Raw genomic sequence first — 23,991 nt, forward strand, 5'->3', positions numbered from 1 at the left:
GGTGACCGCCGCCAAGGTGGCGGCGGTCAAGGTCGCGGTGCCCGAGCTGTTCGTCAACGCCCGTACGGATACCTGGTGGCTCGGTGTCCCGGACCCGCTGCCGGCCACGCTCCATCGGGCACGGGTGTACCGGGAGGCGGGCGCCGACGGCGTCTTCGTGCCCGGCGTCCTCGACGCGCGGACCGTCGGGGTGCTCGTCGCCGGGATCGAGGGGCCGCTGAACGTGCTGTACCTGCCGGGCGGACCGCCGGTCGGTGAGCTGGGTGCTCTCGGGGTGGCCCGGGTCAGTACGGGATCCCTGCTGTTCCGGGCGGCGCTCGGCGCGGCGCTGGACGCCCTCGACGCCGCCGTCTCCGGCCGGCCGGCGCGGACCGAACCGCCCTCGTACGCCGAGGTGCAGCGGTTGAGCCCGGTGTCCGCGGGGGAGCCGTTCGCGCCCGGGAGACCGTGCTGATTCCGTGCGGGGGAAAATAGGAGGATTGTTCGGGCTTTGGCCGCCACGCGTGATTACGGTGTTACAGAGGGTGACGTACACCGCGATGCCGTGACGCGAGAGAGGGACCCGACCATGCGCGTGCCCAGTCGAAGCCCGGGACAGCAACCCGGTCCTCCCGTCTCGCCCGCCGCGCCGGCCCGGCGGCGCGCACCCGCCGTGTCGCTCCGCCGTACGCCGGCGACCGAGCCCGACCTGGACGCGTACCGGGCGGCCGTCGCCGACCTGCTGGTCGAGATCGGCGCGCTCGCCGACGCCTCCTGCATCGCCGCCCGGCAGGTGCTGGTCGACCAACGGCTGCGCGAACCCGCCCTCGCCGCGGTGCTCGACGCCACCCCGCAGGGGCTGGTCGGCGCCCGCGAGACGCTGCTGCTCGAAATGGCCCGGTACCAGCCGAACGAGCGCAGCTCGGCCGGTGACCTCGCCGCCCTCGTTCGGATCTACCTGCTGTCCCGCATCGACGTGATGTGGTGGCGGGACGCCCCCACGTACCTCACGGACAAGCAGGTCAACGGCAGCCCGGACCTCGTCGACCTGGAGTGGCTGCGCCGGCGGGACCTGCTGCGCTTCCGCTACCAGGAGCAGCCGGCCACGCTGCTCGGCCGGGGCGTGCGGGCGGTGCGCCGCCGCGTCCTCCCCGGCGCCACCCCGCGGACGGCCGGCCTGCTGTTCCGCCGGACCCGCCGGGAGGTCGTGGCGTTGCTCAACGACATCGGCCGAGAGTTCGCCGCCCGTACGCCGGCCGCCACCCCGCCGCTGTGGGTGACCAGCCTCGTCCGCAGCGCGGAGCACCAGCACCGGCTGCGCCGGCTGGGGTACGCGGCGATGGTGCCGAGCGGGCACTGCCTCGGCTGGGCGGTGGACGTGGAGCTGGAGTGGTTCGAGCGGTTCGGGGTCCGGGACACCCTGGCCGAGCTGCTGCTCGCCCGGCAGCGGGCCGGCGAGGTCAATGTCGTCGACGAGGGCCAGGCCTGGCACCTGTGCCTCGCGCCGGCGGCACGTCAGCGCCTGCGCCGGGCGTACGAAGCCGAGATGGGGGTCTGAGCCGATGTGCGGCATCACGCTGAGCATCGGCCCCGAGGCCGACCCGGCCATCTTCCGGGGGATGCTGGCCACGCTCGAGCCGCGCGGCGAGGTGACCGAGACCCGGTACGAGAACGGCCTGCTCACCGGCGTCCGCCGGCTGCGGGTGGTGGACCGCGACCGGGCCGTGCAGCCCTGGGTGTCCGACGACGAGGCGTGGGTGCTCTGCTACAACGGCGAGGTCTTCAACCACGACGAGCTGCGGGCGGAGCTGACCGCGCTCGGGCACCGCTTCCGCAGCCTGAGCGACACCGAGGTGGTGCTCGCCGCGTACCTGTGGTGGGGCGAGGGGATGGTCAGCCGGCTGCGCGGCGAGTACGCCTTCGCGATCGTGGAGCGGGCCAGCGGCCGTGTGTACCTGGTGCGCGATCCGCTCGGCGTCAAGCCGCTGTACTGGACGCGTACCCCCGGGTGCCTGCACGTGGCGAGTGAGGTCAAGGCCCTGGTCGGGTTCGGGACCCCGATCGGCGAGGTGCCGCCCGGCCACCACGGCTGGGCGGACCCGGACCTGCCGGTCCGGCTTCGCCCGTACGTCGACCTGCTCGCCCTCGGCGACGGACTGCCGCCGGTGGACGACCCGGACGAGGCCGCCCTGCTCGTCCGCGCCGCCCTCACCGACAGCATCCGCCGCCGGGTGGACACCGACCTCACCGTCGGGGTGGTGCTGTCCGGGGGCCTGGACAGCTCGCTGGCCCTGCTCCACGTGCGCGAGATGCACCCGGACTGTGTCGCCGTCACCGTCGGCGTCCCGGAGAGTCCCGACGTCGCGTACGCCCGGCGGCTGGCGAGGGACCTCGGCGTGCCGCACGTGGTGGTGGAGCTGCGCCCCCGCGACATCCGGCTCGCGGAGATCCGGGAGGCGATCCGCGTCTCGGAGCTCACCGAGTACGGCGACATCATCAACGCGGTGGTGTCGGTGCCGCTCTTCCGGCGGATGCACGAACTCGGCGTGAAGGTGGTGCTCACCGGCGACGGCTCGGACGAGCTGTTCGGCGGCTACCCCATGTACCACCAGGTCGGCCCCGAGGCGGCCCGCCGGCTCTTCCTCCACAAGATCCGCAACCTCTTCCGTACGGAGTTGCAGCGGGTCGACCGGACCAGCATGGCGTACGGGGTGGAGGCCCGCGTCCCGTTCCTCGACCTGAGCGTGGTCGAGCTGGCCATGCGCCTGCCGGTCGGGCTGAAGATGCGCGACGGGCAGGAGAAGTGGATCGTCCGCCGGGCGTTCGCCGACCTGCTGCCGGACTACATCCGACGCCGGCCGAAGAACCCGATGTCGTACTCCTCCGGCCTGCACGAGCGTGCCCGCCTGTACAAGCCGCTCTTCGCCCGGCTGCACCGGTCCTTCCGCTACGACCTGCTGGAGCCGGTGCGCCGCGACTTCGACAGCGTGCTCACCCGCTGCGGCAACGACCTGGACCGGGCGCTCGCCGCCGGCCGGGCCCGGCCCGACTACACGATCCTGGAGCACGCCCGGGACCTGGTGGGCGCGGCGAAGTGGAACGCGGTGCCGGTGGTGCGCCGGCTGGTCGGGCCGCGCCGCACCCGGGGGGACGGCGCGCCGCTGCCGGGGTGACGGCGTGCCATTGCCAGGGGGACGGCGCGCCGCTGCCGGGGTGACGGCGCGCGCCGCCTCAGGGTCACGCGGATCCGTGGGGTTGACTCTGACACCGTGTCAGGGCCGACCGTGGAGGGACCGTGTTCGCCATCGGAGACTTCGCCAGGCTCGGCCGGGTGTCGGTGCGGATGCTGCGTCACTACGACAGCATCGGCCTGCTCCGGCCGGCCGCACGGAGGGTCGCATGACCAGCCAGGACGTCGTACTCAAGGAGATCCCATCGGTCCGCGTCGCGGAGCTGACGGCGGTCGCGCGCAGCTACGAGGCCCCGGACATCGGCCCGGTGATCCAGCCGCTCTACCCGGCGCTGTTCCGGCGGCTCGAGGCGGCGGGCGTGCCGCCGGCCGGGCCGGGCCTGGCCTGGTACGAGCCGGCCGGTGACGGGGAGCAGGTCGTCGTGCACGCCGGTGTCGGCGTCGGGGTCGACCCGGACCGGGCCCGCGACTTCGCGATCGTCGACCTGCCGGCGGCGGCCACCATCATCCACCACGGGCCGATGGACGAGGTGGAGGGCACCATGCAGGTCCTGGCCCGCTGGATCGAGGAGAACGGCTGGCGGGCGGACGGCTACGCCCGCGAGCTGTACGTGGAGTACTGCGCCGACGACCCGTCCGGCGGCGTCACCGAGCTGCAACTGCCGGTCCGCCGGGACTGACCGGGGCGCGGCCCGCCGCGCCAACGGGGGGACGCGCCGGTCCCGGCCGTTCGTGCCGGGACCGGCGCGGGCGGCTCAGGCGTTGTCGGCGTCCCCAGCGGCGCGGATCCGGGCGACAAGCTGCTCCAGCGCGGCCACCTCCGCGCGCAACGCGGCGCGGCCGGCCCGGGTCAGCCGCAGCCAGGTGCACGGCCGACGTCCCTCGTAGCCCTTGACCACCTGGAGCAGGCCCGCCCGCTCCAGGATCTGCAGGTGCCGGTTGAGGTTGCCGTCGGTCAGGCCGAGCTCGTCGCGCAGGGTGGCGAACCGGCACTCGTGCGCCTCGCTGAGCACGGTGAGGATGCCGAGCCGCACCCGCTGGTGGACCACGTCGTCGAGGGCGGTCGCCGGGTGCGGGTGCTGCCCGTCAGTCACGGGCACCACGCCGGGTGGCGGCGAGGCTGACGGCGGCGGTGACCAGCAGCGGCAGGGCCATCAGCACAACCAGGCCGTCGCGCTGGCCCAGCTCGGCGCGGACGTGGGCCTGCTGGCCGTGGCCGGCGACGACGAGGTCGGCGAGCGGTTGCTCGCCCAGGCCCGGGCCGACGGGATCGACGTCGGCACGGTACGGCGGCGGCCGGGCGTCCGGACCGGACTGATCGTGGACGTCGTCGACGGGCGCGGGCACTGGCGCTACCTGGAGGACCTGCCGGACGACGTACTCGTCACCCCCGACGACGTGGCGTGGGCCGCCCCCTCGCTGCGTGCCGCGCGGGCCGTCCTGGTGCAGCTCCAGCAGCCACCGGTGGCGGCCCTGGCCGCGGCGCGTACCGCCCGCGACGGCGGGGCGATGGTCGTCCTCGACGGGGCCCCGTCCGACCCGGCCGCCACGGAGGACCTGCTGGCGCTCGCCGACGTGCTGCGCGCGGACGCACAGGAGGCCGAACAGATCACGGGCGACCGGCCGGAGGACGCGGACGCCGGGCTCGCCGCCGGCCGGGCGCTCGTGAGCCGCGGTCCCTCCCTGGCGGCGATCGAGGTGTCCGGCGTCGGCAACGCCTTCGTCTGGCCCGACGGCGAGCTGTTCGTGCCGCTGAGCGAGACACCGACCGTCGACAGCACCGGTGCCGGGGACGCCTTCGTCGCCGCGCTCACCCAGGCTCTACTGGCCGGCGAGGCGCGGGACCGGGCCGCCCGGCTGGCGGTGGCGGCGGCCGGCGCCACGGTGGGACACCCCGGCGGCCGGCCGGCACTGGACCCGGACGCTATCCGGGAGCAGCTCGACCGCATCCCCACCTGGACCCGGGGCGGCAGCCGTCGGTGCGGCGGGTCGCTCGTGACGGCGACGGCCGGACGCGACCGGGCCCGGCCCCGCGAGGGGAGCCGGGCCCGGTGGTACGGCTGGCTAGCCGCCCAGGTAGCTGGGCTGGGTCTGCACGTTCAGCTCGCGGTAGCGGACCAGGTTCGCCGTCCAGGTACGCCAGTCGGTGAGCTTGAGGACGTCCAGGCCCTTCACCATGTCGTTCGAGTAGATGTAGCCGTTGTACCAGTACGCGGACCAGGTGCCGCCGCCGGTGAGGCGCTCCGCGTTCAGCGGGCCCCGCTCCCAGTACGCGATCTCGCGGGGGTTGGCCGAGTCGGTGAAGTCCCAGACCGAGATCCCGCCCTGGTACCACGCCTGGACCATGATGTCCCGCCCGAACACCGGCACCAGCGAGCCGTTGTGCGCCACGCAGTTCTCGGTGTCGGCGTTGGGCCGCGGGATCTTGAAGTAGCTGCGGAAGACCATCGTGCGGTTGTCGCCGCGCCCGACGATGTCGTAGACCGCGTCGGCGCCGCGGTTCGGGCCGACGGTCTCGTTGCAGGTGGCGGCGCCGCCGCCACCCAGCTCGTCGGTGAAGACCACCTTGGTGCCGGCGTTGTTGAACGTGGCCGAGTGCCAGAACGCGAAGTTCACCGTGTCCCGGACGCGGTTGATTACCCGGGGTGCCTCCCGGTTCGAGATGTCCATCAGGATGCCGTCGCCCATGCACGCGCCGGCGGCCAGGTTCTTCGACGGGTAGACGGTGATGTCGTGGCAGCCGCTGGTCGCCGACTTCTGCCCCGGCACTCCCTCGAAACCGCCGTCGGGGAACAGGTTCGGCACGGCCACCACGGCGGCGTCGGTCGGCGACGTCACCGGCACCTTGATGATCGAGATGGAGTCGTGCGGCCGTGGGCAGCCGACGTACGTGTCCGACGGACCGTACGACGACACGTACACGTACACCGTGCGGCGGTCCTTGCCGGGCACGAGGGTGTGCGTGTGGGAGCCGCACGCGGTCTGCACGCTCTTGATGTAGCGCGGGTTGGCCTTGTCGCTGATGTCGAAGATCTTGATGCCCTCCCACCGCGTCTCGGTCGACGGCACTCCCGTGCTGGCGCAGGAGTCGTCGCTGCGGGGCGAGTCGGTGGAGAGGAAGAGCAGGTCACCGTGGACGGAGATGTCGTTCTGCGACCCGGGGCAGAGCACGCGCGACACGACGGTCGGCGCGGTCGGCGTCGAGATGTCGTAGACGACGAAGCCGTTGTAGTTGCCGGCGAACGCGTACCGGCTCTGGAAGGCGAGGTCGCTGTTGGTGGCGTCGAGCGGCGCCACCTTCGGCAGGTTGGCGACCTGCTTCAGGTTGGGACTGCTCCGGATCTCGTCGACACCCGGGATCGTGTCCGCGGTCTCGACGGTGCCGGACGGAGCGGTCGCCACCCCGGCGCTGCCCGGTGGGGCGGCGATCGTGCTGGCGAGGAGGAGACCGGCCGTGGCGAGGCTCAGGATGGTGAGCCGTCGGGACCGCGGCGAGGGGAATCTGATCATCGGCGGCGCCCTTCGCAAGGGGATGATGATAGGGCCACACCTTACCGTCGACTGACCGTCATCGATAGAGCTCGAACGCGACCGGGCCCGGCCCCACGAGGAGGGCCGGGCCCGGGGTGCTCCGGTCAGCTCCGCCGGAACATCAGTAGCTCGGCTGGGTCTGCACGTTGAGCTCGGTGTAGTGGTGCGTCTTCGCGCCCGGGATCGACTCCTGGTCGATCTCGATGACGTCGAAGCCCTTCTGGATGTCGCTCGAGTAGATGTGGCCGTTGTAGTAGTACGCCGACCAGGAACCGCCGAGGATCCGCTGGGTGGCGGAGAGCGGGCCCCGCTCCCAGTAGCCGATCTCCGTCGGGTTGGCCGAGTCGGTGAAGTCCCAGACCGAGATGCCGCCCTGGTACCACGCCTGGACCATGATGTCGCGGCCGGGTACCGGGATCAGCGAGCCGTTGTGAGCGACGCAGTTCTCGGTGCTGGCGTTCTCTCGCGGGATCTTGAAGTAGCTGCGGAAGACCAGCTTGCCGTCCACGATGTCGTAGACGGCGTCCGCACCCCGCTTCGGCCCGATGGTCGGGTTGCAGGTCGCGCCACTGCCGCCGCCGAGCTCGTCGGTGAAGACGACCTTGGTGCCGGTGTTGTTGAACGTCGCCGAGTGCCAGAAGGCGAAGTTCACCGTGTCCCGGACCGAGTGGACGACCTTTGGCGCCTCCCGGTCGGAGATGTCCATCAGGATGCCGTCACCCATGCAGGCGCCGGCGGCCAGGTCCTTCTCCGGGAACACCGTGATGTCGTGGCAGCCGCTGGTGTTCGTGTACCCGCCCTCGGGGAACAGGTTCGGCATCGCCACCACGGCCGCGTCGGTCGGCGACTTCACCGGCACCTTGACGATGGAGATCGAGTCGTGCGGCCTGGCGCAGCCGACGTACGTGTCGCTCGGCCCGTACGAGGAGACGTAGAGATAGACCGACTCCTTGTCCTCCGCCGGCACCAGCGTGTGCGTGTGCGAGCCGCAGGCCGTCTGGACGGACTTGACGTACTCCGGCTTCACCGGGTTGCTGATGTCGAAGACCTTGATGCCCTCCCACTTGGTCTGGCTGGAGGGCACGCCCGTGCTGGCGCAGGAGTCGTCGCTACGGGGCGAGTCGGTGGACAGGAACAACAGGCTCCCGTGGACGGAGATGTCGTTCTGCGAGCCCGGGCAGCGCACCGTCGACATGATCTTCGGTGCGGCCGGGTTCGCGATGTTGTAGATGGTGAAACCCTCGTAGTTGCCCACGTAGGCGAACGGTCCGCTGAACGCGATGTCGGTGCCGAACGCCGCCTGGGTGTCGAACGGCGCCTGCTTCGGCAGGTTCGCGATCAGCCGCATGTTGTCGCTGCTGGAGATCTCGTCGACGGCGAGCTGGGCGGTGACGGCCTCCACAGTGGCCGCCTGCTCGGCCGCGACGTCGTCGGGTGCCGCCTGGGCGCCGGGGGCGCCCGCGACGGTGGCCACGAGGAGACCGGCGGCGGCCACGCCGGCGAGGCGGCGTCGGGCCGGTCTGGGTACGGAGACACGGATCATCGGCGAGTCCCTCCGGAAGGGGATGATGATTCACATCACACTACTGTTTGCTAGAGCAACTTCTATGTGAACCAGATCACATTTTGCGTCCGTCGCCAATGGATACGATCGCCATGGCCTCGACCTTCAGGGGGTATCGATGACCGTGCGAGGCAGATGGGTGCTCGCAGCCGTCACAACGGTGGCTCTCCTCCTGGTCGTGGCCGTCGCATTGCTCCGGTCGGGGTCCGGCGCGGACCGCACGCCACCTGCGCCGAAAGCCGCGACCGCATCGAGCGACAGCGATGGGCCGTCGGTCGTCGTGCCCGGTCGGCCGGGGGAGTCCGCCCAGGTGCGACCCGCCGACGAGGTGCGGGCGACCGCGTCGCCGGCGCACAACACGATGGACGCCTGGTTCGTCCGGATGATGATCCCGCACCACGCCCAGGCTCTGGAGATGGCCGCGCTGGCCCCGGAGCGGGCCGCCGATCCGCAGGTGAAGGCCCTGGCGGACCGGATCCGGGCCGGGCAGGGACCGGAGATCGACTACCTGCGCAGTTGGTTGCAGGCCCGCGGGCTTCCGGCCGAGGTCGCCGGTCACGACCACGGCACCATGCGGGGCATGCAGTCGCCCGAGGCGATGCGACGGCTCGCCGACGCCCGGGGCGCCGACTTCGACCGGCTCTTCGTGCGGATGATGAGCGACCACCACGCCGGGGCGGTCGAGATGTCGACCAACCTGCTGAAGGTCGGAGCCGAGCCCATGCTCCAGGAGTTCGCGAACTCGGTCGCCGTCGAGCAGAACGTCGAGATCAACCGGATGCGGGAGCTGCTCGCCTCCTGACCCCCGGCCGCCTGATGGGCCGGCCGGGCCGCGGGACGTCACCGCGTCGGCACGCGAACGGGCCCGGCCCCGTGCGGGGGCCGGGCCCGTTGTCGCCTCCGGTCAGTCCGGTACGCGTACTGGGTCTGCGCGTTGAGCTGGTTGACGCGCCGCGACTTCGCGCCGGGGATCGACTCCTCGTCGATCTCCAGGACGTCGAAGCCCTTCTGGTCGCAGGAGTAGACGTGGCCGTTGTACCAGTACGCCGACCAGGTCCCGCCGAAGGTCAGCTGGACGTCGGAGGCCGGACCCCGCTCCCAGTAGCCGACCCTCCGGGCCGGGTGGCTCCGGCTGGCCACCGGCGCACTGGTCCTCGCCGCCGGGATCGCCGCACTGGTCGCCGCGGCCCCCGCGGTCCAGGTGCCGCTGGTCGCCGCGGGCGGAGTGCTCAGCTTCTTCGGCATCGTCCTGTTCGGACCGGTGCTGGTTCCCGCCCTGGTCCGGGTGTTCGGTCTGCCGGCACGCCGGCTGTTCGGGGCGACCGCCGGTCTCGCGGTGGCGAACGCCGTCGGCAACCCGCGCCGGATCGCGGCGACCGCGACCGCGCTGGTGATCGGCATCGGACTGGTCTCCGCCTTCGTGGTCGGCGCGCACAGCACCAAGGCCGGGATCGAGCGCAGCGTGGACGCCGAGATCGGCGTGGACTGGCTGGTCACCGGCATCGGTGCCCCGTTGCCCGCCGCGGTCGTGGGCGAGCTGCGCGCACGGCCGGAGCTCGCGGTCGTCCACGAGCAGCGCAGTGCCCTGTGGTCGGACGTGGAGGTGCGGGCCGCGCATCCCGCGCTGGTCGGCCGGACGCTGACCGGCGTGCTCGCCGGCGACCCGGACCGGCTCGGGCCGGGCATGGCGCTCGTCGGCCGGGAACTCGCCGAGGCGCGGGGGTGGACGGCCGGTACCGCCATCACCGTGCGGGACCGGCCGCTGCGGGTGGCCGCCGTGGTCACCGACGACGGGCCGGCCTTCGCGGGCAGCCCGGTGCCGGCCGGTCACGTGGTCCAGGTCGTGGACGCCGACTTCACCGCCCTCTTCCCCGACGTGCGGGGCGTCCTCGCCGAGATCGACCCGGCCGACGGGATCACGCCGGACCGGGCGCGGGCGGCGATCGAGGCGGTCGTCGTGCGGTACCCGACGGTCAACCTGATGGACCAGGGCGCGTACAAGAAGATGCTCACCGGCACGGTCGACATGCTGCTCGCGATCGTCACCGGGCTGCTCGGCCTCGCCGTGGTGATCGCGCTGGTCGGCGTCGCGAACACGCTGTCGCTGTCGGTGGTCGAGCGGACCCGGGAGAACGCCGTGCTGCGCGCGGTCGGGCTGACCCGCGGACGGATGCGGGCGATGCTCGCCGTCGAGGCGGTGCTGATCTCGCTGGTCGGCGCCGTGCTCGGGGTGGGCCTGGGTGCCGCCGTGAGCGCGGCGGCGATGGCCCTGCTGAGCCGGATGAGCGACGGGTTCTCGCTGGTGCTGCCGCTGGGCCAGCTCGGGCTGATCCTCGGCGTGGCGGTGGTCGCCGCGCTGGCCGCCTCGGTGCTGCCCGCCCGCCGGGCGCTGTCCCGGCCGGTGGTGGAGGCACTCGGCGCCCAGTGACGCCGCCGCGCTGGCACGAACCTGGTCGGCGGTGCCGTCACGTGGCGGCACCGCCGGGTCAGGTGGCCGGCTTCGCCGGCTCCGTGGTGGTCGGGTTCGGGAGCGGCGGCGTCGTCGTGGGCGTCCCCGGGTCGCTCGTGGTGGGGTCGGGATCGGGCGTCGCCGGGTCGGACGTCGGGGCCGGGGTGGCCGGCTGCTCGGCGGTGGGGCTCGGGTCGCCCGTCGGCGTCGCGGTCACCGACGGCGACGGGCGGCCGGTGGACCCGGCCGGCCGGTAGGGGCGCTGCGGAGCGGAGGACGTGGTCTCCGCCGGCAGCACGGGCACCGCCGCGTCGCCGGTCCCGTCGTCGGCCGGCGTCGTGGCCTCCGGCACCTTGACCGCCGGAGCCTCGGCGGCCCCGCTGATGCCGAGCGCCGCGGCCAGACCGGCGGCTGCCACCAGCACGGCGGCGGCCGCGCCGACCAGGGGGCCGCGCCGGCGTGCCGGCGTCGCGGCGGCGGGTGCGTCGGTGCGGGTGGTCGGCCCGGCGTCGCGCAGTGCCGCCGCGCCGACCGTGCCCGCCGCGGGCACCAGCGCGGTCGCCGCCGACGGGTCCGACACGGCGGCGCGGGCCGCCGCCGCCATGGCCGCGCCGCTGCTGAACCGGTCCGCCGGGTCCTTGGCCAGGGCCCGGGCGACCAGCGCGCGGACGGCCTCGGGGATGTCGTGGGGCAGCTCCGGGGGCTCGTCGTCGAGGTGCCGGACGGCGACCTGGAGCGGGTTGTCACCGGTGAACGGCGGGCTGCCGCTGAGGCAGCAGTACGCCACCGCACCCAGCGCGTAGATGTCGGTGGCCCCGGAGACCGGACGACCGGCGGCCTGCTCGGGCGCCATGTAGAGCGCGGTGCCCGGGACCGCGTTGGTGCTGGTGATGCTGGTTACGTTGGTCGAGCGGGCCACCCCGAAGTCGACCAGTACGACGCTGCCGTCCTCCTGCACCAGCAGGTTGCTGGGCTTGACGTCGCGGTGCACGATGCCGTTCTTGTGCGCGGCGTGCAGCGCCTGCGCGACCTGCGCCACGATCGACATGGTCTCGGCCACGTCGAGGCGGCCGGCGGCCTCGATCCGTCGCGACAGCGGCTCGCCGGTGACGAATTCCATGACCAGGTAGTCGGCGCGGCTGCCGTCGTCGAGCTGGTCCTCGCCGTAGTCGAAGACCTGGACGATGCCCGGGTGCCGCAGCGCGGCCATGATCCGCGCCTCCGCCCGGAACCGGGCGATGAAGTCGGGATCGGAGACGAGCGCGGGCAGCAGCACCTTGACCGCCACCTGCCGGCCCAGGACCAGGTCGGTGGCACGCCAGACGTCACCCATGCCGCCCGTGGCGACACGCTCGTCCAGGCGGTACCGACCGCTGAGCACGACCTCCGATGACAACACAGCAATACCGTACCCAGACTGGGCACGGTCGGCTCGCCGTGGCCGGCGGGCGCCGCCGGCCACGGCGACGATCACGCAGCGCCGGGTGAACGGCCGGCTCCGATACGCTGTCACCGGCCGGCTACCGTGGGTCACGGCAATCGGGCCGTCATTGCTTTACGCTGGGCAAACGTCACCTTCGCCCGGTCCTGTTGCAGGGGGAGCGTCTGCGGGGGCCATGGCGTTACGGCGACGCGCCAGCTGATCGTCTTGATTATTCTCACTCTTTTCCTGACCTCGGGCGACTTGTCCGATCGGCCCACGACTCCTAGCGTTGGCCCGACTCGGGCCCACATGACGTCGTCGGCGGCGGTACGCCGACGGCCGGGCCGTCCTGGTGGAGGCCAGGGGAAACGGTCGGGCCGTCGCGGCCCTGGTGTGATCAGGTCAGCGGGGGGCTGAGGGTGCGGGATCAGGTCCGGCTGCCGGACCGGGTTGAGGTCGCGCGCACGGGCGTGTGCCGGCTCGGTGCGGCCGAACGGAAGCGGGCGGCGTGACCGGTGAGCTGAACGAAGCCGTCGTCGCGGCGCAGGCCGGGGACGAGCAGGCCTTCCGTTTCCTCTACCGCAGCCTCCAGCCCGGTCTCCTGCGCTACCTGACCGCCCTGGTCGGGGCGGACGCCGAGGACGTCGCCTCCGAGACGTGGCTGCAGGTCTCCCGCGACCTGCCCACCTTCACCGGCGGCGAGTTCCGTGCCTGGACGGTCACCATCGCCCGGAACCGGGCGATGGACCACCTGCGCCGGCAGCGCCGGCGTCCCTCGCTCCCCGTCCCCGTGCAGGCGTTGAGCGACCTGGCCAGCGACGCGGACACGGCCGAACGGGCCGGCGAGTCCATCGGCACCGAGGCGGCCCTCGCGCTGATCGGCACGTTGCCGCCCCGGGAGGCGGAGGCCGTCCTCCTCCGGGCCGTCCTCGGCCTGGACGCCGAGACGGCCGGGCGGGTGCTCGGCCGGCGCCCCGGCGCCGTCCGGACGGCGGCCCACCGGGGACTGCGCCGGCTCGCCGCGCTGATGGAACGCCGTGGCGAGGGAGGGCCGGCAACCGCCGCCGACGACGCGACCCCACCCCGCCCCCGAGACGTGCGGCGTCGGCAGACGCCGCACGCTGAACCGGCGGACGGTTGACGTGAGGGGATTCAGGATGTTCTTCCGCCGCTCCGCGCGGGCCGACCGGGCCGCGCTCGACCGGCTCCTCGACGCCGCCGCGACCGACCATGTCCCGGGTGCCGGCACGGAACCGTTGGCCCGGCTCCTGTCCGCCGCGGCCGCCCCGGGACGGCCCGACGAACTCGCCGGCGAGGAGGCCGCTCTCGCCGCCTTCCGCGCCGCCCGTGCCACCCCGGCCCGTGCGCCGGAGCCGACGCGGCGGCGCCGGCCGGTCACCGCCGGGGTGGCTGCCTGGGCCGCCGGGGTGGCCGTCACCGCGACCGCCGGTGTCGCGTTCGCGGCCGTCGCCATCGACCGTCCCGACGCCCCGCCACCCCGCCCGAGGCCGACCACCGGCGCGAGCGATCCGGGCGAGACCGGCGGCCCCGGTGGCACCCCGGGCGGCGGTGCCAGCACCGGCGCGTCGAGCGGGACGCCGTCCGGGCCTCCGGCGCCCACCACCGGGCCTCCGGCGCCCACCGCGGGGGCTTCCGCGACCCGCCCCGGCTCACCGTCACCCAGGGAGCGGGCCGCAGAGTTGGACGGGCAGTGCCGCGCGTACCTGGCGATGCCGCCCGCCCAGCGGGAGAGGGCGCTCGACACGCCCGGCTTCGCGGATCTCGTCACGGCCGCGGGCGGCCGCGCGCAGGTGACCGACTACTGCCGGGATCGGGTCGGCGAGCCGGAGCCCCCGACGACGAGGGAGCCGAAGTCAGGGCCGACACCGGCGGCGTCGGCCACCCCCTGAATCCGGTTCGCGTTTCCGCCGGACAGGGGACGTTCGTCTGCTAGACAGAAGGAGGTCGGCCCGCCGGGGCCCGCCGATGTCGGTGGGTCGCGTTACGGTGGCACGGACCGGACGTCGGGCGGCGAAGGGGGCCGAACCTGTGGTGACGTCTCCAGAGGTGGATCGGGCAATCGTCCTGTCCTCGTCCGCCGCGGCCGCGGTGCACCTCGCCCGGATCTGCTTCAAGACCGGCCCACCCCGCCACGTCGGAGTCGAGCTGGAATGGACGGTGCACGACGCCGTCGACCCCGCCCGCCCGGTCGACGCCGACCGACTGCGGGCCGCGCTGGGGCCGCACTGCCCCCGCACGTTGCACAGCACGAGCCCCGCCCAGCAGCTCCGGCACGGCAGCGCCGTGACCGTCGAGCCGGGCGGGCAGGTGGAGATCTCCACCGCCCCACGCACCTCGATCGCCGCGCTCGTCGATGCGACGGACGCCGACATCGCCGAGCTGTCGACGCGTCTCGCGTCGGCCGGGCTGGTTCTCGGCCGCGACGGCATCGACCCCCACCGGCCGCCCCGCGCGGTGATCGAGACCCCGCGTTACCGCGCGATGCGCCGCGTGTTCGACCGGCGCGGTCCGGCCGGGCGCACGATGATGTACAGCACCGCCGGGCTCCAGGTCTGCCTGGACGCCGGCGAGGCCGAGCAGCTCCCGGCCCGGTGGGCCACCGCGCACGCGATCGGTCCGCCCCTGCTCGCCGCCTTCGCCACGGCCGGCCGCCACGCCGGGCGCGCCACCGGCTGGGCGTCGGCCCGGATGGCCGCCTGGCTCGCCATCGATCCGCCACGCACCCGCCCGGTGTGGACGCCGGAGCAGGGCGACGCGGACCCGGTGGCGAGCTGGACGGAGTACGTGCTCGCCGCGCCGCTGCTCTGCCTGCGCGCCGCCGGTCCGGACTGGACGCCGCCGGCCGGCGTCACCTTCGCCGACTGGCTCGCCGGCGCGCTGCCCCGACCGCCGACCACCGACGACCTCGACTACCACGTGAGCACGCTGTTCCCGCCGGTGCGCCCTCGCGGCTACCTGGAGCTCCGCTACCTGGACGCGCAGCCGGGCCGGGCGTGGACGGTGCCGGTGGCGGTGGTCGCCGCCCTGCTGGCCGACCCGGCCACCACCCGCGCGGCGGGGGCCCTCGCCCGCCCGCAGGCCCACCGGTGGTCGGCCGCGGCCCGCCACGGCCTGCACGACCGGGGCCTCGCGGGCGCCGCCGCCGACCTGTTCGACCTGGCGCTCGTCGCGCTGCCCCGGCTGGGGCTGCCGGCGGCGCTGCACGACGAGATCGACCGAGGCGTACGGCGGCGGCGCACGGCCGCCGGGAGGAGGCTGCGGTGACGGAGACGACGACGGACCGGCGGGACGGGGAGGCGTTACGGGGGCGGATCGCGGCGGAGCTGGCCCGTACCCGCGCCCGCACCGCCGCACTGACCGACGCGGTCGACGACGAGGATCTGATGCGGCAGCACTCGCCCCTGATGTCCCCGCTCGTGTGGGACCTTGCCCACGTGGGCAACCAGGAGGAACTCTGGCTGGTCCGCGACGTCGGGGGCCGCGCACCGGTCCGCCACGACATCGACGACCTCTACGACGCGTTCAAGCAGCCCCGTCGGGACCGGCCGGCCCTGCCGCTGCTGCCGCCGACCGAGGCCCGCGCCTACGTGGCGACCGTCCGGGACAAGGTCTTCGACCTGCTGGACCGCGTGGCCTTCACGGACCGGCCGCTGGTCGTCGACGGATTCGCCTTCGGCATGATCGTCCAGCACGAGCAGCAGCACGACGAGACCATGCTCGCCACCCACCAGCTGCGCGCCGGCGCGGCCGTCCTGGACGCTCCGCCTCCGCCCGAGCCGCGCGCCCGGGGCGGCGGGGAGGTGCTGGTCCCGGCCGGCGAGTTCACCATGGGCACCGACACCGACCCGTGGGCACTGGACAACGAACGCCCCGCACACCGGGTGCGCCTTCCGGCGTACGTGATCGACGCGGCGCCGGTCACCAACGGCGCGTACGCGGCGTTCATCGCCGACGGCGGCTACGACGAGTCCCGCTGGTGGAGCCCTGCCGGATGGGCGCACCGGCAGGAGGCGGGGCTGACCGCCCCGATGCACTGGCGCCGCGACGGCGACGGCTGGGCGTACCGCCGCTTCGGCCGGTGGGCGCCGGTCCGCGCCGACGAACCGGTGGTGCACGTCTGCTTCCACGAGGCGGAGGCGTACGCCGCCTGGGCCGGTAAGCGGCTGCCCACCGAGGCGGAGTGGGAGAAGGCGGCCCGCTGGGACCCGGCGACCGGCCGCTCCCGCCGCTACCCCTGGGGCGACGAGGATCCCACGGCGGCCCACGCCAACCTCGGCCAGCGGCACCTCTGGCCGGCGCCGGTCGGTGCGTACCCGGCCGGGGCGTCGCCGCTGGGCGTCCACCAGCTCATCGGCGACGTCTGGGAGTGGACCTCGACGAGCTTCCGCGGCCACCCGGGCTTCACCGCCTTCCCGTACCGGGAGTACTCGGAGGTCTTCTTCGGCGACGACTACCGGGTGCTGCGTGGCGGGTCGTTCGGCACCGACCGGTCGGCCTGCCGGGGCACCTTCCGCAACTGGGACTACCCGATCCGGCGGCAGATCTTCAGCGGGTTCCGCTGCGCCCGGGACGCCACGCCCGAGGAGGCCCACGCGTGAGGGTGGGCGCCTGATGTGCCGCCACCTGGCGTACCTCGGGCCACCGGTCAGCCTGCGGGAGCTGCTGTTCGATCCGCCGTACTCGCTGGTGCGCCAGTCCTGGGCGCCGCGCGACATGCGCGGCGGCGGGACGATCAACGCCGACGGTTTCGGCGTGGGCTGGTATCCGGGCGACGGTGAGCCGGTGCGCTACCGGCGGGCCCAGCCGATCTGGAGCGACCCGACGATCGCGCAGCTCGCCGGCGTCACGTCCGCCGGCGCGGTGCTCGCGGCGGTGCGGTCGGCGACGGTCGGCATGGCGGTGCTGGACTCGGCCGCCGCACCGTTCGCCGAGGGGCGGTGGCTGTTCAGCCACAACGGCGCGGTGCGGGGCTGGCCGGACAGCCTGGTCCCGCTCGCCGCCGCCCTGCCCGTCCGCGACCTGATCACCCTGGACGCGGCCACCGACTCGGCGCTGCTGTGGGCGTTGGTCCGGCACCGGTTGCGGTCCGGGATCAAGCCGAACCGGGCCGTCGCCGAGACGGTCGTCTCGGTGACCCGGACGGCGCCCGGGTCGCGGCTCAACCTGCTGCTCACCGACGGGCACACCGTGGTGGCGAGCGTGGTCGGGCACGCGCTGTCGATCCGCACGACGCCGGCCTCGGTGCTGCTGGCGTCCGAGCCGCACGACGACGACCCCGGCTGGCAGGAGGTGCCGGACGGGCATCTGGTGGAGGCCACCGCCGCCGGGGTGCGGGTCCGCGCCCTGACGGAGGCGTGACCACCCGCCGACACACCTCGACAGGAAGGGCAGACATGGGCGCGGAGCCGTTGGAGATCCACCTCGAGGAGCAGGACCTGGGACGCAGTCTGCGGGAGGACGTCCGCACCGGGCTGACCGCCGAGGAGAAGTGGTTGCCCCCGAAGTGGTTCTACGACGCCCGGGGCAGCCAGCTCTTCGAGGAGATCACCCGGTTGCCGGAGTACTACCCGACCCGGGCCGAGCGCGCGGTGCTCGCCGAACGGGCCGGCGACATCGCCGCCGTCACCGGGGCCAAGACGCTGATCGAGCTGGGCTCGGGCTCGTCGGAGAAGACCCGGTTGCTGCTGGACGCGTTCACCCGACACGGCGACCTGGGCACCTTCGTGCCGCTGGACGTGTCGGTGAGCGCACTGCGGCAGTCCACCGCCGAGATCGCGGCCGACTACCCGGGCCTCCGGGTCCGCGGCATCGTCGGCGACTTCACCCGGCACCTCGACCGGCTGCCGGCCGGTGGCCGGCGGCTCGTGGTGTTCCTCGGCGGCACGATCGGCAACCTGCTGCCGGCCGAGCGCGCGGAGTTCCTGGCCCAGATGCGTGCCGCCCTGGAACCGGGGGACTGGCTGCTCGTCGGCACGGACCTCGTCAAGGATCCGGCGGTCATCGTGCCGGCGTACGACGACGCGGCCGGGGTGACCGCCGAGTTCAACCGCAACGTGCTGCGGGTGATCAACCGGGAGCTGGGCGCCGACTTCGACCCCGAGGGGTTCTGCCACGTGGCGTGCTGGGACGCGGAGCGCGAGTGGATCGAGATGCGGTTGCGGGCACTGCGCCCGATGCGCGTCCGGGTGCTCGACCTCGACGTGACGTTCGCCGCCGGGGAAGAGCTGCGCACCGAGGTCTCGGCGAAGTTCCGGCCCGAGGGAATCGCGGCGGAGCTGGCCGGGGCGGGCTTCACCGCCCACGACTTCTGGACCGACCCCGGGAGCCTGTTCGGCGTGACCCTCGCCCGGGCCGACTGAGCGGGTGAGGCTGTTCACCCCCCGCCGGTCACCGGCGGGGGTGAACCGTTAAGGTGGACGGCGCGAAGGGGAGTAGCCCCCAATGTCGTGGTCGACACACTGGTGCGTTCCGCACCCGGCCACGCGGCCCCGTTATGACAGGGCGGGCGAGACCTTCGACCCAGGCTGGTGCAGCCGGGTCGAGGGCGCCCCGTACCTCCTCCCGGCCTGATCCGAGAGGATGTCATGGAGGGTTTCCTCGTCGCGCTGGTGGTCAGCTTCGGCGTCATCTTCGTCGCCGAGTTGGGCGACAAGTCCCAGCTGATGGCCCTGACCTTCGCCACGCGCTTCAAGCCGATGCCGGTGCTGATCGGCATCACCGTCGCCACGGCCGTCGTGCACCTGGCGTCGGTGGCGATCGGCTACGGCCTGGGCGCCGCGCTGCCCACCGAGTGGATCTCCCTCCTCGCGGGTGTCGCGTTCCTCGGCTTCGGCGCGTGGACGCTGCGCGGCGACACACTCACCGAGGAGGAACGGCGTAAGGCGGAGAAGAGCAGCAAATCGGCGACCGTCGCGGTCGGGGTGGCCTTCTTCCTCGCCGAGCTGGGCGACAAGACCATGTTGGCCACCATCACCCTGGCCACCCAGTACGGCTGGTTCGGCACGTGGATCGGCTCCACCGTCGGCATGGTGGCCGCGGACGCCCTGGCGATCCTCGTGGGCCGGCTGCTCGGCCGGAAGCTGCCCGAGAAGACCGTGAGGTACGGCGCCGCGATCCTCTTCGCCATCTGCGGGCTGTGGCTGATCCTGGAGGCCGGCAGCCAGTTGACCTGACGAGTCGACTACCCGCCCGCCCGCCGGGTATCGCCGGCAGGTGGGGGACATCCTGCGGGACGGCTACGAGTTCCTGGTCGCCACGGTGGAGCTGGCGGGTGCGCTGATCATCTTCGTCGGGGCGGCCTGGGCGACGGCCCGCTTCGTGGTCGAAGGGCTGCGGCACCGCACCGCCGAGGTGTTCACCCCGATCCGGCTCTCCCTGGGGCGGTTCCTCACCCTCGGGCTGGAGTTCCTGCTCGCGGCGGACATCCTGCGGACGGCCGCGTCGCCGACCTTCACCCAGATCGGCCAGTTGGCTGCCATCGCCGCCATCCGGACAGCGCTCAACTACTTCCTCCGTCGGGAGATCCGCGAGGAGCAGCGGCAGGTCGAGGGGCGGGACGGGCCGTGATCCACGCCCTGGCCACCGTCACCACGGCGCTCGCCGCCGTGGCGGGGTTGGCCGCGCTGGTCGGTACGGGCTCCGGGCGCGCCGCCCTGCGGGTGCTGCTGGACCTGCTCATCGCCGCCGGCCTGCTCCGGCTCACGGTCAGCCAGGGCTGGGTGGATCTGGCCGGGGCCGCGGCGATCGTCGCGCTGCGCCGGCTGCTCTGGTCGGTCCTGACCACTTCCGGGCGACTATCCGCACCCCGTCCGGGGAAAGACGATCACGGACCGCCGCTGACGGTGGGCGGTGGAAGCGGACGTTCCGGGAGGTTGACCCCATGAGCAGGCATGACGAGCCGAACGAGTACGGCTTCGCCGGCGAAGGCACGGCGCCCGAGCCGCCGCCCGGCGGCCGGGCCGACGAGCAGGACCGGGCGGAGGAGGTGGCGGTGCCGGGCGACGACTTCCTGGAGCCGGTGACCGATGCGCTCGCCGACGAGCAGGAGGAGCGCCGGCGTACCGAGCGGCGGGCCTGAGGACCGGCGGCGGATGCCGGGCGGCCCTCCGCCCGGCCCGCCGCGGCGCCCTCAGGTGTGCCCGCGCGGTCCGTCGGCGCCAGCCCCCGCCTCGGGCCCGGGGTGGCGCGCGCCGGTCAGGCGTCCGGGCGCTGGTAGACGTCGGGGATGCCGTCGCGGTCCGTGTCCACCCGTTCCGCCTCGGCGATCCGCCGGTAGGCGGCGTTGCGACGGAGCAGGACCGTCGTGGCGAGCAGCGCCGAGATCACCGAGCCACTCAGAACCGCCGCCTTCACGTTGTCGTCCGCCGGGCTGCCGGCGCCGAACGCCAGCTCGCCGATCAGCAGTGACACGGTGAAGCCGATGCCGGCCAGCAGGGCGACGCCGAGCAGATCCGACCAGGTGATGTCCTCGTCCAGTTGGGCGCGGGTGAACCGGGCCAGCAGGAACGCCGAGCCGAAGACGCCGATCGCCTTGCCGAGCACCAGGCCGGCGACGATACCGATGACGATCGGGTCGGTCACCACCGCACCCAGATCCGCGTCGCGCAGGGAGACCCCGGCGGCGAAGAACGCGAAGACCGGCACGGCGAATCCCGCGGACACCGGCCGCCACCGGTGCTCCAGGTGCTCGGCGAGCCCGTGCCGGTCGCCCTTCGCCGCGCGCAGCACCGGAACGGTGAAGCCGAGCAGCACGCCAGCCACCGTGGCGTGCACGCCGGAGGCGTGCACGAGCGCCCAGGCCGTGACGGCGAGCGGGATGAGGGCCCACCACCACGTCCGGCGGCGCTGCACCAGCAGCCCGAAGACCGTGATCGGCACGAGCGCGCCGAGCAGTGGCAGCAGGCTGAAGTCGTCGGTGTAGAAGACGGCGATGATCGTGATGGCGAAGAGGTCGTCGACCACGGCGAGGGTGAGCAGGAAGGCCCGCAGCCCCTGGGGCAGGTGGGAGCCGATCACGGCCAGGACCGCGAGGGCGAAGGCGATGTCGGTCGCGGTGGGGATCGCCCAGCCGCGCAGTCCCTCGCCGCCCGCGGCCAGGGTGACCCCGACATAGATCAGCGCGGGCGCCGCCATTCCGCCGAGCGCGGCGACCACCGGCAGGGCGGCACGTCGCGGGTCCCGTAGCTCACCGGCGACGAATTCCCGCTTGAGTTCCAGGCCGACCACGAAGAAGAACACGGCCAGCAGGCCGTCCGCGGCCCACGTCGCCAGCGTCAGGTCCAGGTGCAGGGCCGAGCCACCCGGCCAGGGCACCCACCTGGTGAGCGCGGTGTACGCGTCCCCCCACGGCGAATTCGCCCAGGCCAGAGCCACGACCGCGCCGAGCAGCAGCAGACCGCCGCCGACCGTCTCGGTGCGCAGCACGTCGGCCAGGAACCGCGCCTCCGGCCAGGAGGTACGCGAGAACAGGCGACGGGAGCGGGCGGGCTGCGGGGTGCGGTCGGTCACGGGCGATCCATCCGGAAGCGTCGAGGGCAGCAGGAGTCGATCGCCGACCAGGCTTCCCGGCACACCACCCGCAACCCTATCCAGCCGGACGGTCGACCGCGAACGGAGATGACGTGACCTCGCCCGCGCCGTTCCGTTTGTCCCTGAGGAAATGTGCGCCCGGCTGATAGTCGAAAATGCATAACTCCGGACATAAGACGCACGAGCCGCTTTAATGGTTTCACGCGATTAAGACGACCTTGGGGGTTTTCGTGAAGTTCTTTGGCGTTACCGGCCTGGTACGGAGGCGCGCCTGATGGACCTGTACCGCCACCTCCGCCTTGTGCGCCGGCACTGGTGGATCGTTCTCCTCACGCTCATGGTCGCGGTGGGCGTCACCGCCCTGGTCACCGTCCGGGCCCAGCCCCGGTACGTCGCCTCGGTGACCTTCTTCGTCACGACGCCCAGCGCGGGGGTGACCGACGCCTACCAGGGCGGTCTGTTCCTCCAGCAGCGCGTGAAGTCGTACGCGGAACTGCTGACCAGCGACCGCCTCGCGCAGAGCGTGGTGGCCGACAACCCGGTCGGCCTCACCGCCGAGCAGATCCAGCGGCGGGTGAGCACCTCCACCGAGACCGGTACCGTCCTGCTGCGCGCCTCGGTCACCGACACCGACCAGACCCGCGCGCTGCGGGTGACCGAGGCCCTGTCGGCGAAGTTCGTCGAGCTGGTGCAGAAGGTCGAGACCACGCCGGACGGCAAGGCCGGCCCGATCAAGATCGAGGTGGTCAGCGGGCCACGGGTCAGCCCGACACCGGTCTCCCCGCAGCCGGTCCGCAACTTCACGATCGGAGCGCTGATCGGCCTGCTGGCCGGCGTCGGCCTGGCGATCCTGCGCGGGCTCGCCGACGTCCGGCTGCGCGACGCCGCCGGCCTCCAGCGCGCCACCGGCAGTCCGCTGCTCGGGGAGATCCCGTTCGAGAGCACGGCGAAGGCGTCCCCGCTCATCGTCGGCGAGGCCGCCACCTCCGCCCGGGCCGAGGCGGTCCGGAAGCTGCGGACGAACCTGCGCTTCGTCGACGTGCACGAGCCGGCCCGGGTCATCGCCGTCACCAGCGCGTTGCAGGGCGAGGGCAAGACGACCCTCTCCTGCAACCTCGCCATCGCGCTGGCCGAGGCCGGCTGGCGGGTGCTGCTGGTCGACGCCGACCTGCGCCGCCCGAAGGTCGGCGACTACCTCGGGCTGGACAACGGCGTCGGGCTCACCGACGTGCTGGTCGGCGACGTGCAGGTCGGGGACGTCGTCCAGCGCTGGGGCGACAAGTCCCTGCTGGTGCTGCCCAGCGGTTCGGCGCCGCCCAACCCGAGCGAACTGCTCGGCTCGAAGGCGATGGCCGACCTGCTGCTCGGGCTGCGCGAGTCGGCCGACATCGTCATCATCGACACCGCGCCGCTGCTCGCCGTCACCGACGGCGTCGTGGTCGCCGTCCAGGCCGACGGCGCCCTGCTGGTGACCCAGCAGGGCCGGACGTCCCGCTCGCAGGTGGCCACCGCCGCCCGGTCGCTGCACTCGGTCTCGGTGCGGATGCTCGGCTGCGTCCTCAACATGGCCAAGGTGCCGAAGGCGGAGGCCTACCAGTACGAGGCCTACCGGGTGGTCGCCGCCGCCGAGCCGCCCGCCGTGCCGGCCGAGCGGGTCTCCGGTCCCCGGCACGCCGAGCAGCCGGGCGTGGTCAGCGACCACACGCAGGAACTCACCCGGCTGTCCCGATGAGCGCCGCGAGGGGTCGCAGCGACCGTTCGATCTCCTCGGCGCAGCGTCGGAAGTCGGCGGCCGTACCGCCGATCGGGTCCCGCAGGTCATCCGCGTCGGGGGCGGCTGGTTGCAGCCGCCCCCGGGCGCGGGCGGCGGCCTCGATCGCGGCGCGCAGCGGGTCGACGGCCGGCTCCGGCGCCGGCTCCGCCGCGGCGGCGAGCCGCCCGAACTGGCGCAGGGTGAACGTCCGGTGCAGCACGGCCGGCGCGAGGGTGGTGCACACCGAGCGCTGGCGCCGGGTCGCGGTCAGCACCAGCGTCGCGCCGACCAGGTGCTCGCGCGACAACCGGCGGGTGCGGAACCCGGCCGGGTCCGCGCCGGTCCCGGCCGCGACCTCCGCCGCGTACGGGTGCATGGACCGGTCCTCGACGGCGTCGGTGCCGGCGCTGGCCACCTCGACCCGGCGGTCGGCCAGCAGCCGTCGGGCCAGGTACTCGGCCATCGGTGACCGGCACAGGTTGGCGTGGCAGACGAACAGCACCCGGTCGATCATCAGGACCCCTCTTACGGACACGGAGACGGTGGGCGTCCG

23 protein-coding genes and 2 pseudogenes are annotated in these 23,991 nt (G+C 73.6%); 18 read left to right on the plus strand and 7 right to left on the minus strand.

Annotated features, from left to right (window positions below):
- Position 1 precedes the first annotated feature (1 nt).
- The 4 genes and pseudogenes from HCJ94_RS24985 to HCJ94_RS25000 all read left to right on the plus strand — a co-directional run bounded on the left by HCJ94_RS24985 (position 2) and on the right by HCJ94_RS25000 (position 3,849).
- Positions 2-454 (plus strand): isocitrate lyase/phosphoenolpyruvate mutase family protein, encoded by a 453-nt coding sequence (locus HCJ94_RS24985; RefSeq protein WP_168003492.1) that lies wholly within the window; start codon positions 2-4, stop codon positions 452-454.
- A 114-nt stretch (positions 455-568) separates the two neighbouring features.
- The gene (locus HCJ94_RS24990; protein ID WP_168003493.1) at positions 569-1,537 is read left to right on the plus strand and encodes a DUF5715 family protein; all 969 of its coding nucleotides are present in this window, start codon (positions 569-571) and stop codon (positions 1,535-1,537) included.
- Between the two features lie 4 nt (positions 1,538-1,541).
- On the plus strand, positions 1,542-3,152 hold the full coding sequence (locus HCJ94_RS24995) for an asparagine synthetase B family protein (RefSeq protein WP_168003494.1): 1,611 nt from the start codon (positions 1,542-1,544) through the stop codon (positions 3,150-3,152).
- 122 nt (positions 3,153-3,274) lie between these two features.
- Positions 3,275-3,849: pseudogene (locus HCJ94_RS25000) on the plus strand (GyrI-like domain-containing protein).
- Between the two features lie 75 nt (positions 3,850-3,924).
- Here HCJ94_RS25000 and HCJ94_RS25005 read toward each other — a convergent pair.
- On the minus strand, positions 3,925-4,263 hold the full coding sequence (locus HCJ94_RS25005; RefSeq protein ID WP_309227421.1) for a winged helix-turn-helix domain-containing protein: 339 nt from the start codon (positions 4,261-4,263) through the stop codon (positions 3,925-3,927).
- Here HCJ94_RS25005 and HCJ94_RS31555 point away from each other — a divergent pair.
- A pseudogene (locus HCJ94_RS31555) lies at positions 4,190-5,017 on the plus strand (PfkB family carbohydrate kinase); the annotation flags it as partial. The gene HCJ94_RS25005 and the pseudogene HCJ94_RS31555 sit on opposite strands and share 74 nt — an antisense overlap.
- Before the next feature lie 216 nt (positions 5,018-5,233).
- Here HCJ94_RS31555 and HCJ94_RS25015 read toward each other — a convergent pair.
- Positions 5,234-6,679 carry an LVIVD repeat-containing protein gene (locus HCJ94_RS25015; RefSeq protein ID WP_168003496.1) on the minus strand — a complete coding sequence of 482 codons (1,446 nt, stop codon included), beginning with the start codon at positions 6,677-6,679 and terminating at the stop codon, positions 5,234-5,236.
- 142 nt (positions 6,680-6,821) lie between these two features.
- Complete coding sequence (locus tag HCJ94_RS25020) at positions 6,822-8,243, minus strand: LVIVD repeat-containing protein (RefSeq protein WP_168003497.1); 1,422 nt, start codon at positions 8,241-8,243, stop codon at positions 6,822-6,824.
- A gap of 139 nt (positions 8,244-8,382) precedes the next feature.
- Between HCJ94_RS25020 and HCJ94_RS25025 the strand changes: the two genes are divergently transcribed.
- Complete coding sequence (locus HCJ94_RS25025; protein ID WP_168003498.1) at positions 8,383-9,066, plus strand: DUF305 domain-containing protein; 684 nt, start codon at positions 8,383-8,385, stop codon at positions 9,064-9,066.
- Between the two features lie 38 nt (positions 9,067-9,104).
- On the opposite strand, the gene HCJ94_RS25030 is transcribed toward HCJ94_RS25025, so the two are convergent.
- Entirely contained in the window at positions 9,105-9,404 is a 300-nt protein-coding gene (locus HCJ94_RS25030) for a hypothetical protein (RefSeq protein WP_168003499.1), read from the minus strand.
- 61 nt (positions 9,405-9,465) lie between these two features.
- Between HCJ94_RS25030 and HCJ94_RS25035 the strand changes: the two genes are divergently transcribed.
- Positions 9,466-10,692, plus strand: a complete 1,227-nt coding sequence (locus tag HCJ94_RS25035) for an FtsX-like permease family protein (protein ID WP_309227422.1) — start codon at positions 9,466-9,468, stop codon at positions 10,690-10,692.
- Between the two features lie 58 nt (positions 10,693-10,750).
- On the opposite strand, the gene HCJ94_RS25040 is transcribed toward HCJ94_RS25035, so the two are convergent.
- Positions 10,751-12,112 (minus strand): serine/threonine-protein kinase, encoded by a 1,362-nt coding sequence (locus HCJ94_RS25040; protein WP_168003500.1) that lies wholly within the window; start codon positions 12,110-12,112, stop codon positions 10,751-10,753.
- Positions 12,113-12,644: 532 nt separating this feature from the next.
- On the opposite strand from HCJ94_RS25040, the gene HCJ94_RS25045 reads away from it, so the two are divergent.
- From HCJ94_RS25045 to HCJ94_RS25090, 10 genes are all read left to right on the plus strand, one after another.
- Entirely contained in the window at positions 12,645-13,277 is a 633-nt protein-coding gene (locus HCJ94_RS25045; protein WP_168003501.1) for an RNA polymerase sigma factor, read from the plus strand.
- Positions 13,278-13,293: 16 nt separating this feature from the next.
- A complete protein-coding gene (locus tag HCJ94_RS25050) occupies positions 13,294-14,046 on the plus strand; it encodes a hypothetical protein (RefSeq protein ID WP_168003502.1) in 753 nt (250 codons plus the stop codon).
- A gap of 139 nt (positions 14,047-14,185) precedes the next feature.
- A complete protein-coding gene (egtA, locus tag HCJ94_RS25055) occupies positions 14,186-15,421 on the plus strand; it encodes an ergothioneine biosynthesis glutamate--cysteine ligase EgtA (protein WP_168003503.1) in 1,236 nt (411 codons plus the stop codon).
- Complete coding sequence (gene egtB / locus HCJ94_RS25060; protein WP_168003504.1) at positions 15,418-16,755, plus strand: ergothioneine biosynthesis protein EgtB; 1,338 nt, start codon at positions 15,418-15,420, stop codon at positions 16,753-16,755. The genes egtA and egtB overlap by 4 nt, the downstream gene beginning before the upstream one ends.
- A 13-nt stretch (positions 16,756-16,768) precedes the next feature.
- On the plus strand, positions 16,769-17,515 hold the full coding sequence (egtC, locus tag HCJ94_RS25065; RefSeq protein WP_168003505.1) for an ergothioneine biosynthesis protein EgtC: 747 nt from the start codon (positions 16,769-16,771) through the stop codon (positions 17,513-17,515).
- Positions 17,516-17,550: 35 nt separating this feature from the next.
- Positions 17,551-18,516, plus strand: coding sequence for an L-histidine N(alpha)-methyltransferase (gene egtD, locus HCJ94_RS25070; protein ID WP_168003506.1), 966 nt, complete (start codon positions 17,551-17,553; stop codon positions 18,514-18,516).
- A gap of 225 nt (positions 18,517-18,741) precedes the next feature.
- Entirely contained in the window at positions 18,742-19,329 is a 588-nt protein-coding gene (locus HCJ94_RS25075) for a TMEM165/GDT1 family protein (protein WP_168003507.1), read from the plus strand.
- Positions 19,330-19,369: 40 nt separating this feature from the next.
- Positions 19,370-19,723, plus strand: a complete 354-nt coding sequence (locus HCJ94_RS25080; RefSeq protein ID WP_168003508.1) for a DUF1622 domain-containing protein — start codon at positions 19,370-19,372, stop codon at positions 19,721-19,723.
- The gene (locus tag HCJ94_RS25085) at positions 19,720-20,040 is read left to right on the plus strand and encodes a hypothetical protein (RefSeq protein WP_168003509.1); all 321 of its coding nucleotides are present in this window, start codon (positions 19,720-19,722) and stop codon (positions 20,038-20,040) included. Before HCJ94_RS25080 ends, HCJ94_RS25085 begins: the two co-directional genes overlap by 4 nt.
- Entirely contained in the window at positions 20,037-20,234 is a 198-nt protein-coding gene (locus tag HCJ94_RS25090; RefSeq protein WP_168003510.1) for a hypothetical protein, read from the plus strand. Before HCJ94_RS25085 ends, HCJ94_RS25090 begins: the two co-directional genes overlap by 4 nt.
- 116 nt (positions 20,235-20,350) lie before the next feature.
- On the opposite strand, the gene nhaA is transcribed toward HCJ94_RS25090, so the two are convergent.
- Positions 20,351-21,664 (minus strand): Na+/H+ antiporter NhaA, encoded by a 1,314-nt coding sequence (gene nhaA, locus HCJ94_RS25095; RefSeq protein ID WP_168003511.1) that lies wholly within the window; start codon positions 21,662-21,664, stop codon positions 20,351-20,353.
- A 295-nt stretch (positions 21,665-21,959) separates the two neighbouring features.
- Between nhaA and HCJ94_RS25100 the strand changes: the two genes are divergently transcribed.
- Positions 21,960-23,417 carry a tyrosine-protein kinase domain-containing protein gene (locus tag HCJ94_RS25100; protein WP_168003512.1) on the plus strand — a complete coding sequence of 486 codons (1,458 nt, stop codon included), beginning with the start codon at positions 21,960-21,962 and terminating at the stop codon, positions 23,415-23,417.
- On the opposite strand, the gene HCJ94_RS25105 is transcribed toward HCJ94_RS25100, so the two are convergent.
- On the minus strand, positions 23,398-23,952 hold the full coding sequence (locus HCJ94_RS25105; RefSeq protein ID WP_168003513.1) for an arsenate reductase/protein-tyrosine-phosphatase family protein: 555 nt from the start codon (positions 23,950-23,952) through the stop codon (positions 23,398-23,400). The two genes, HCJ94_RS25100 and HCJ94_RS25105, sit on opposite strands and share 20 nt — an antisense overlap.
- Positions 23,953-23,991: the final 39 nt, after the last annotated feature.

The organism is Micromonospora thermarum (assembly GCF_012034245.1).
GTDB classification, from domain to species: Bacteria; Actinomycetota; Actinomycetes; order Mycobacteriales; family Micromonosporaceae; genus Micromonospora; species Micromonospora thermarum.

Coding starts and splice junctions, on each gene's coding strand:
- HCJ94_RS24990 (WP_168003493.1), top strand. CDS start 569: ATGCGCGTGCCCAGTCGAAGCCCGGGACAGCAACCCGGTCCTCCCGTC.
- HCJ94_RS24995 (WP_168003494.1), top strand. CDS start 1,542: ATGTGCGGCATCACGCTGAGCATCGGCCCCGAGGCCGACCCGGCCATC.
- HCJ94_RS25015 (WP_168003496.1), bottom strand. CDS start 6,679: ATGATCAGATTCCCCTCGCCGCGGTCCCGACGGCTCACCATCCTGAGC.
- HCJ94_RS25020 (WP_168003497.1), bottom strand. CDS start 8,243: ATGATCCGTGTCTCCGTACCCAGACCGGCCCGACGCCGCCTCGCCGGC.
- HCJ94_RS25025 (WP_168003498.1), top strand. CDS start 8,383: ATGACCGTGCGAGGCAGATGGGTGCTCGCAGCCGTCACAACGGTGGCT.
- HCJ94_RS25050 (WP_168003502.1), top strand. CDS start 13,294: ATGTTCTTCCGCCGCTCCGCGCGGGCCGACCGGGCCGCGCTCGACCGG.
- egtC (WP_168003505.1), top strand. CDS start 16,769: ATGTGCCGCCACCTGGCGTACCTCGGGCCACCGGTCAGCCTGCGGGAG.
- egtD (WP_168003506.1), top strand. CDS start 17,551: ATGGGCGCGGAGCCGTTGGAGATCCACCTCGAGGAGCAGGACCTGGGA.
- HCJ94_RS25075 (WP_168003507.1), top strand. CDS start 18,742: ATGGAGGGTTTCCTCGTCGCGCTGGTGGTCAGCTTCGGCGTCATCTTC.
- HCJ94_RS25090 (WP_168003510.1), top strand. CDS start 20,037: ATGAGCAGGCATGACGAGCCGAACGAGTACGGCTTCGCCGGCGAAGGC.
- HCJ94_RS25100 (WP_168003512.1), top strand. CDS start 21,960: ATGGACCTGTACCGCCACCTCCGCCTTGTGCGCCGGCACTGGTGGATC.
- HCJ94_RS25105 (WP_168003513.1), bottom strand. CDS start 23,952: ATGATCGACCGGGTGCTGTTCGTCTGCCACGCCAACCTGTGCCGGTCA.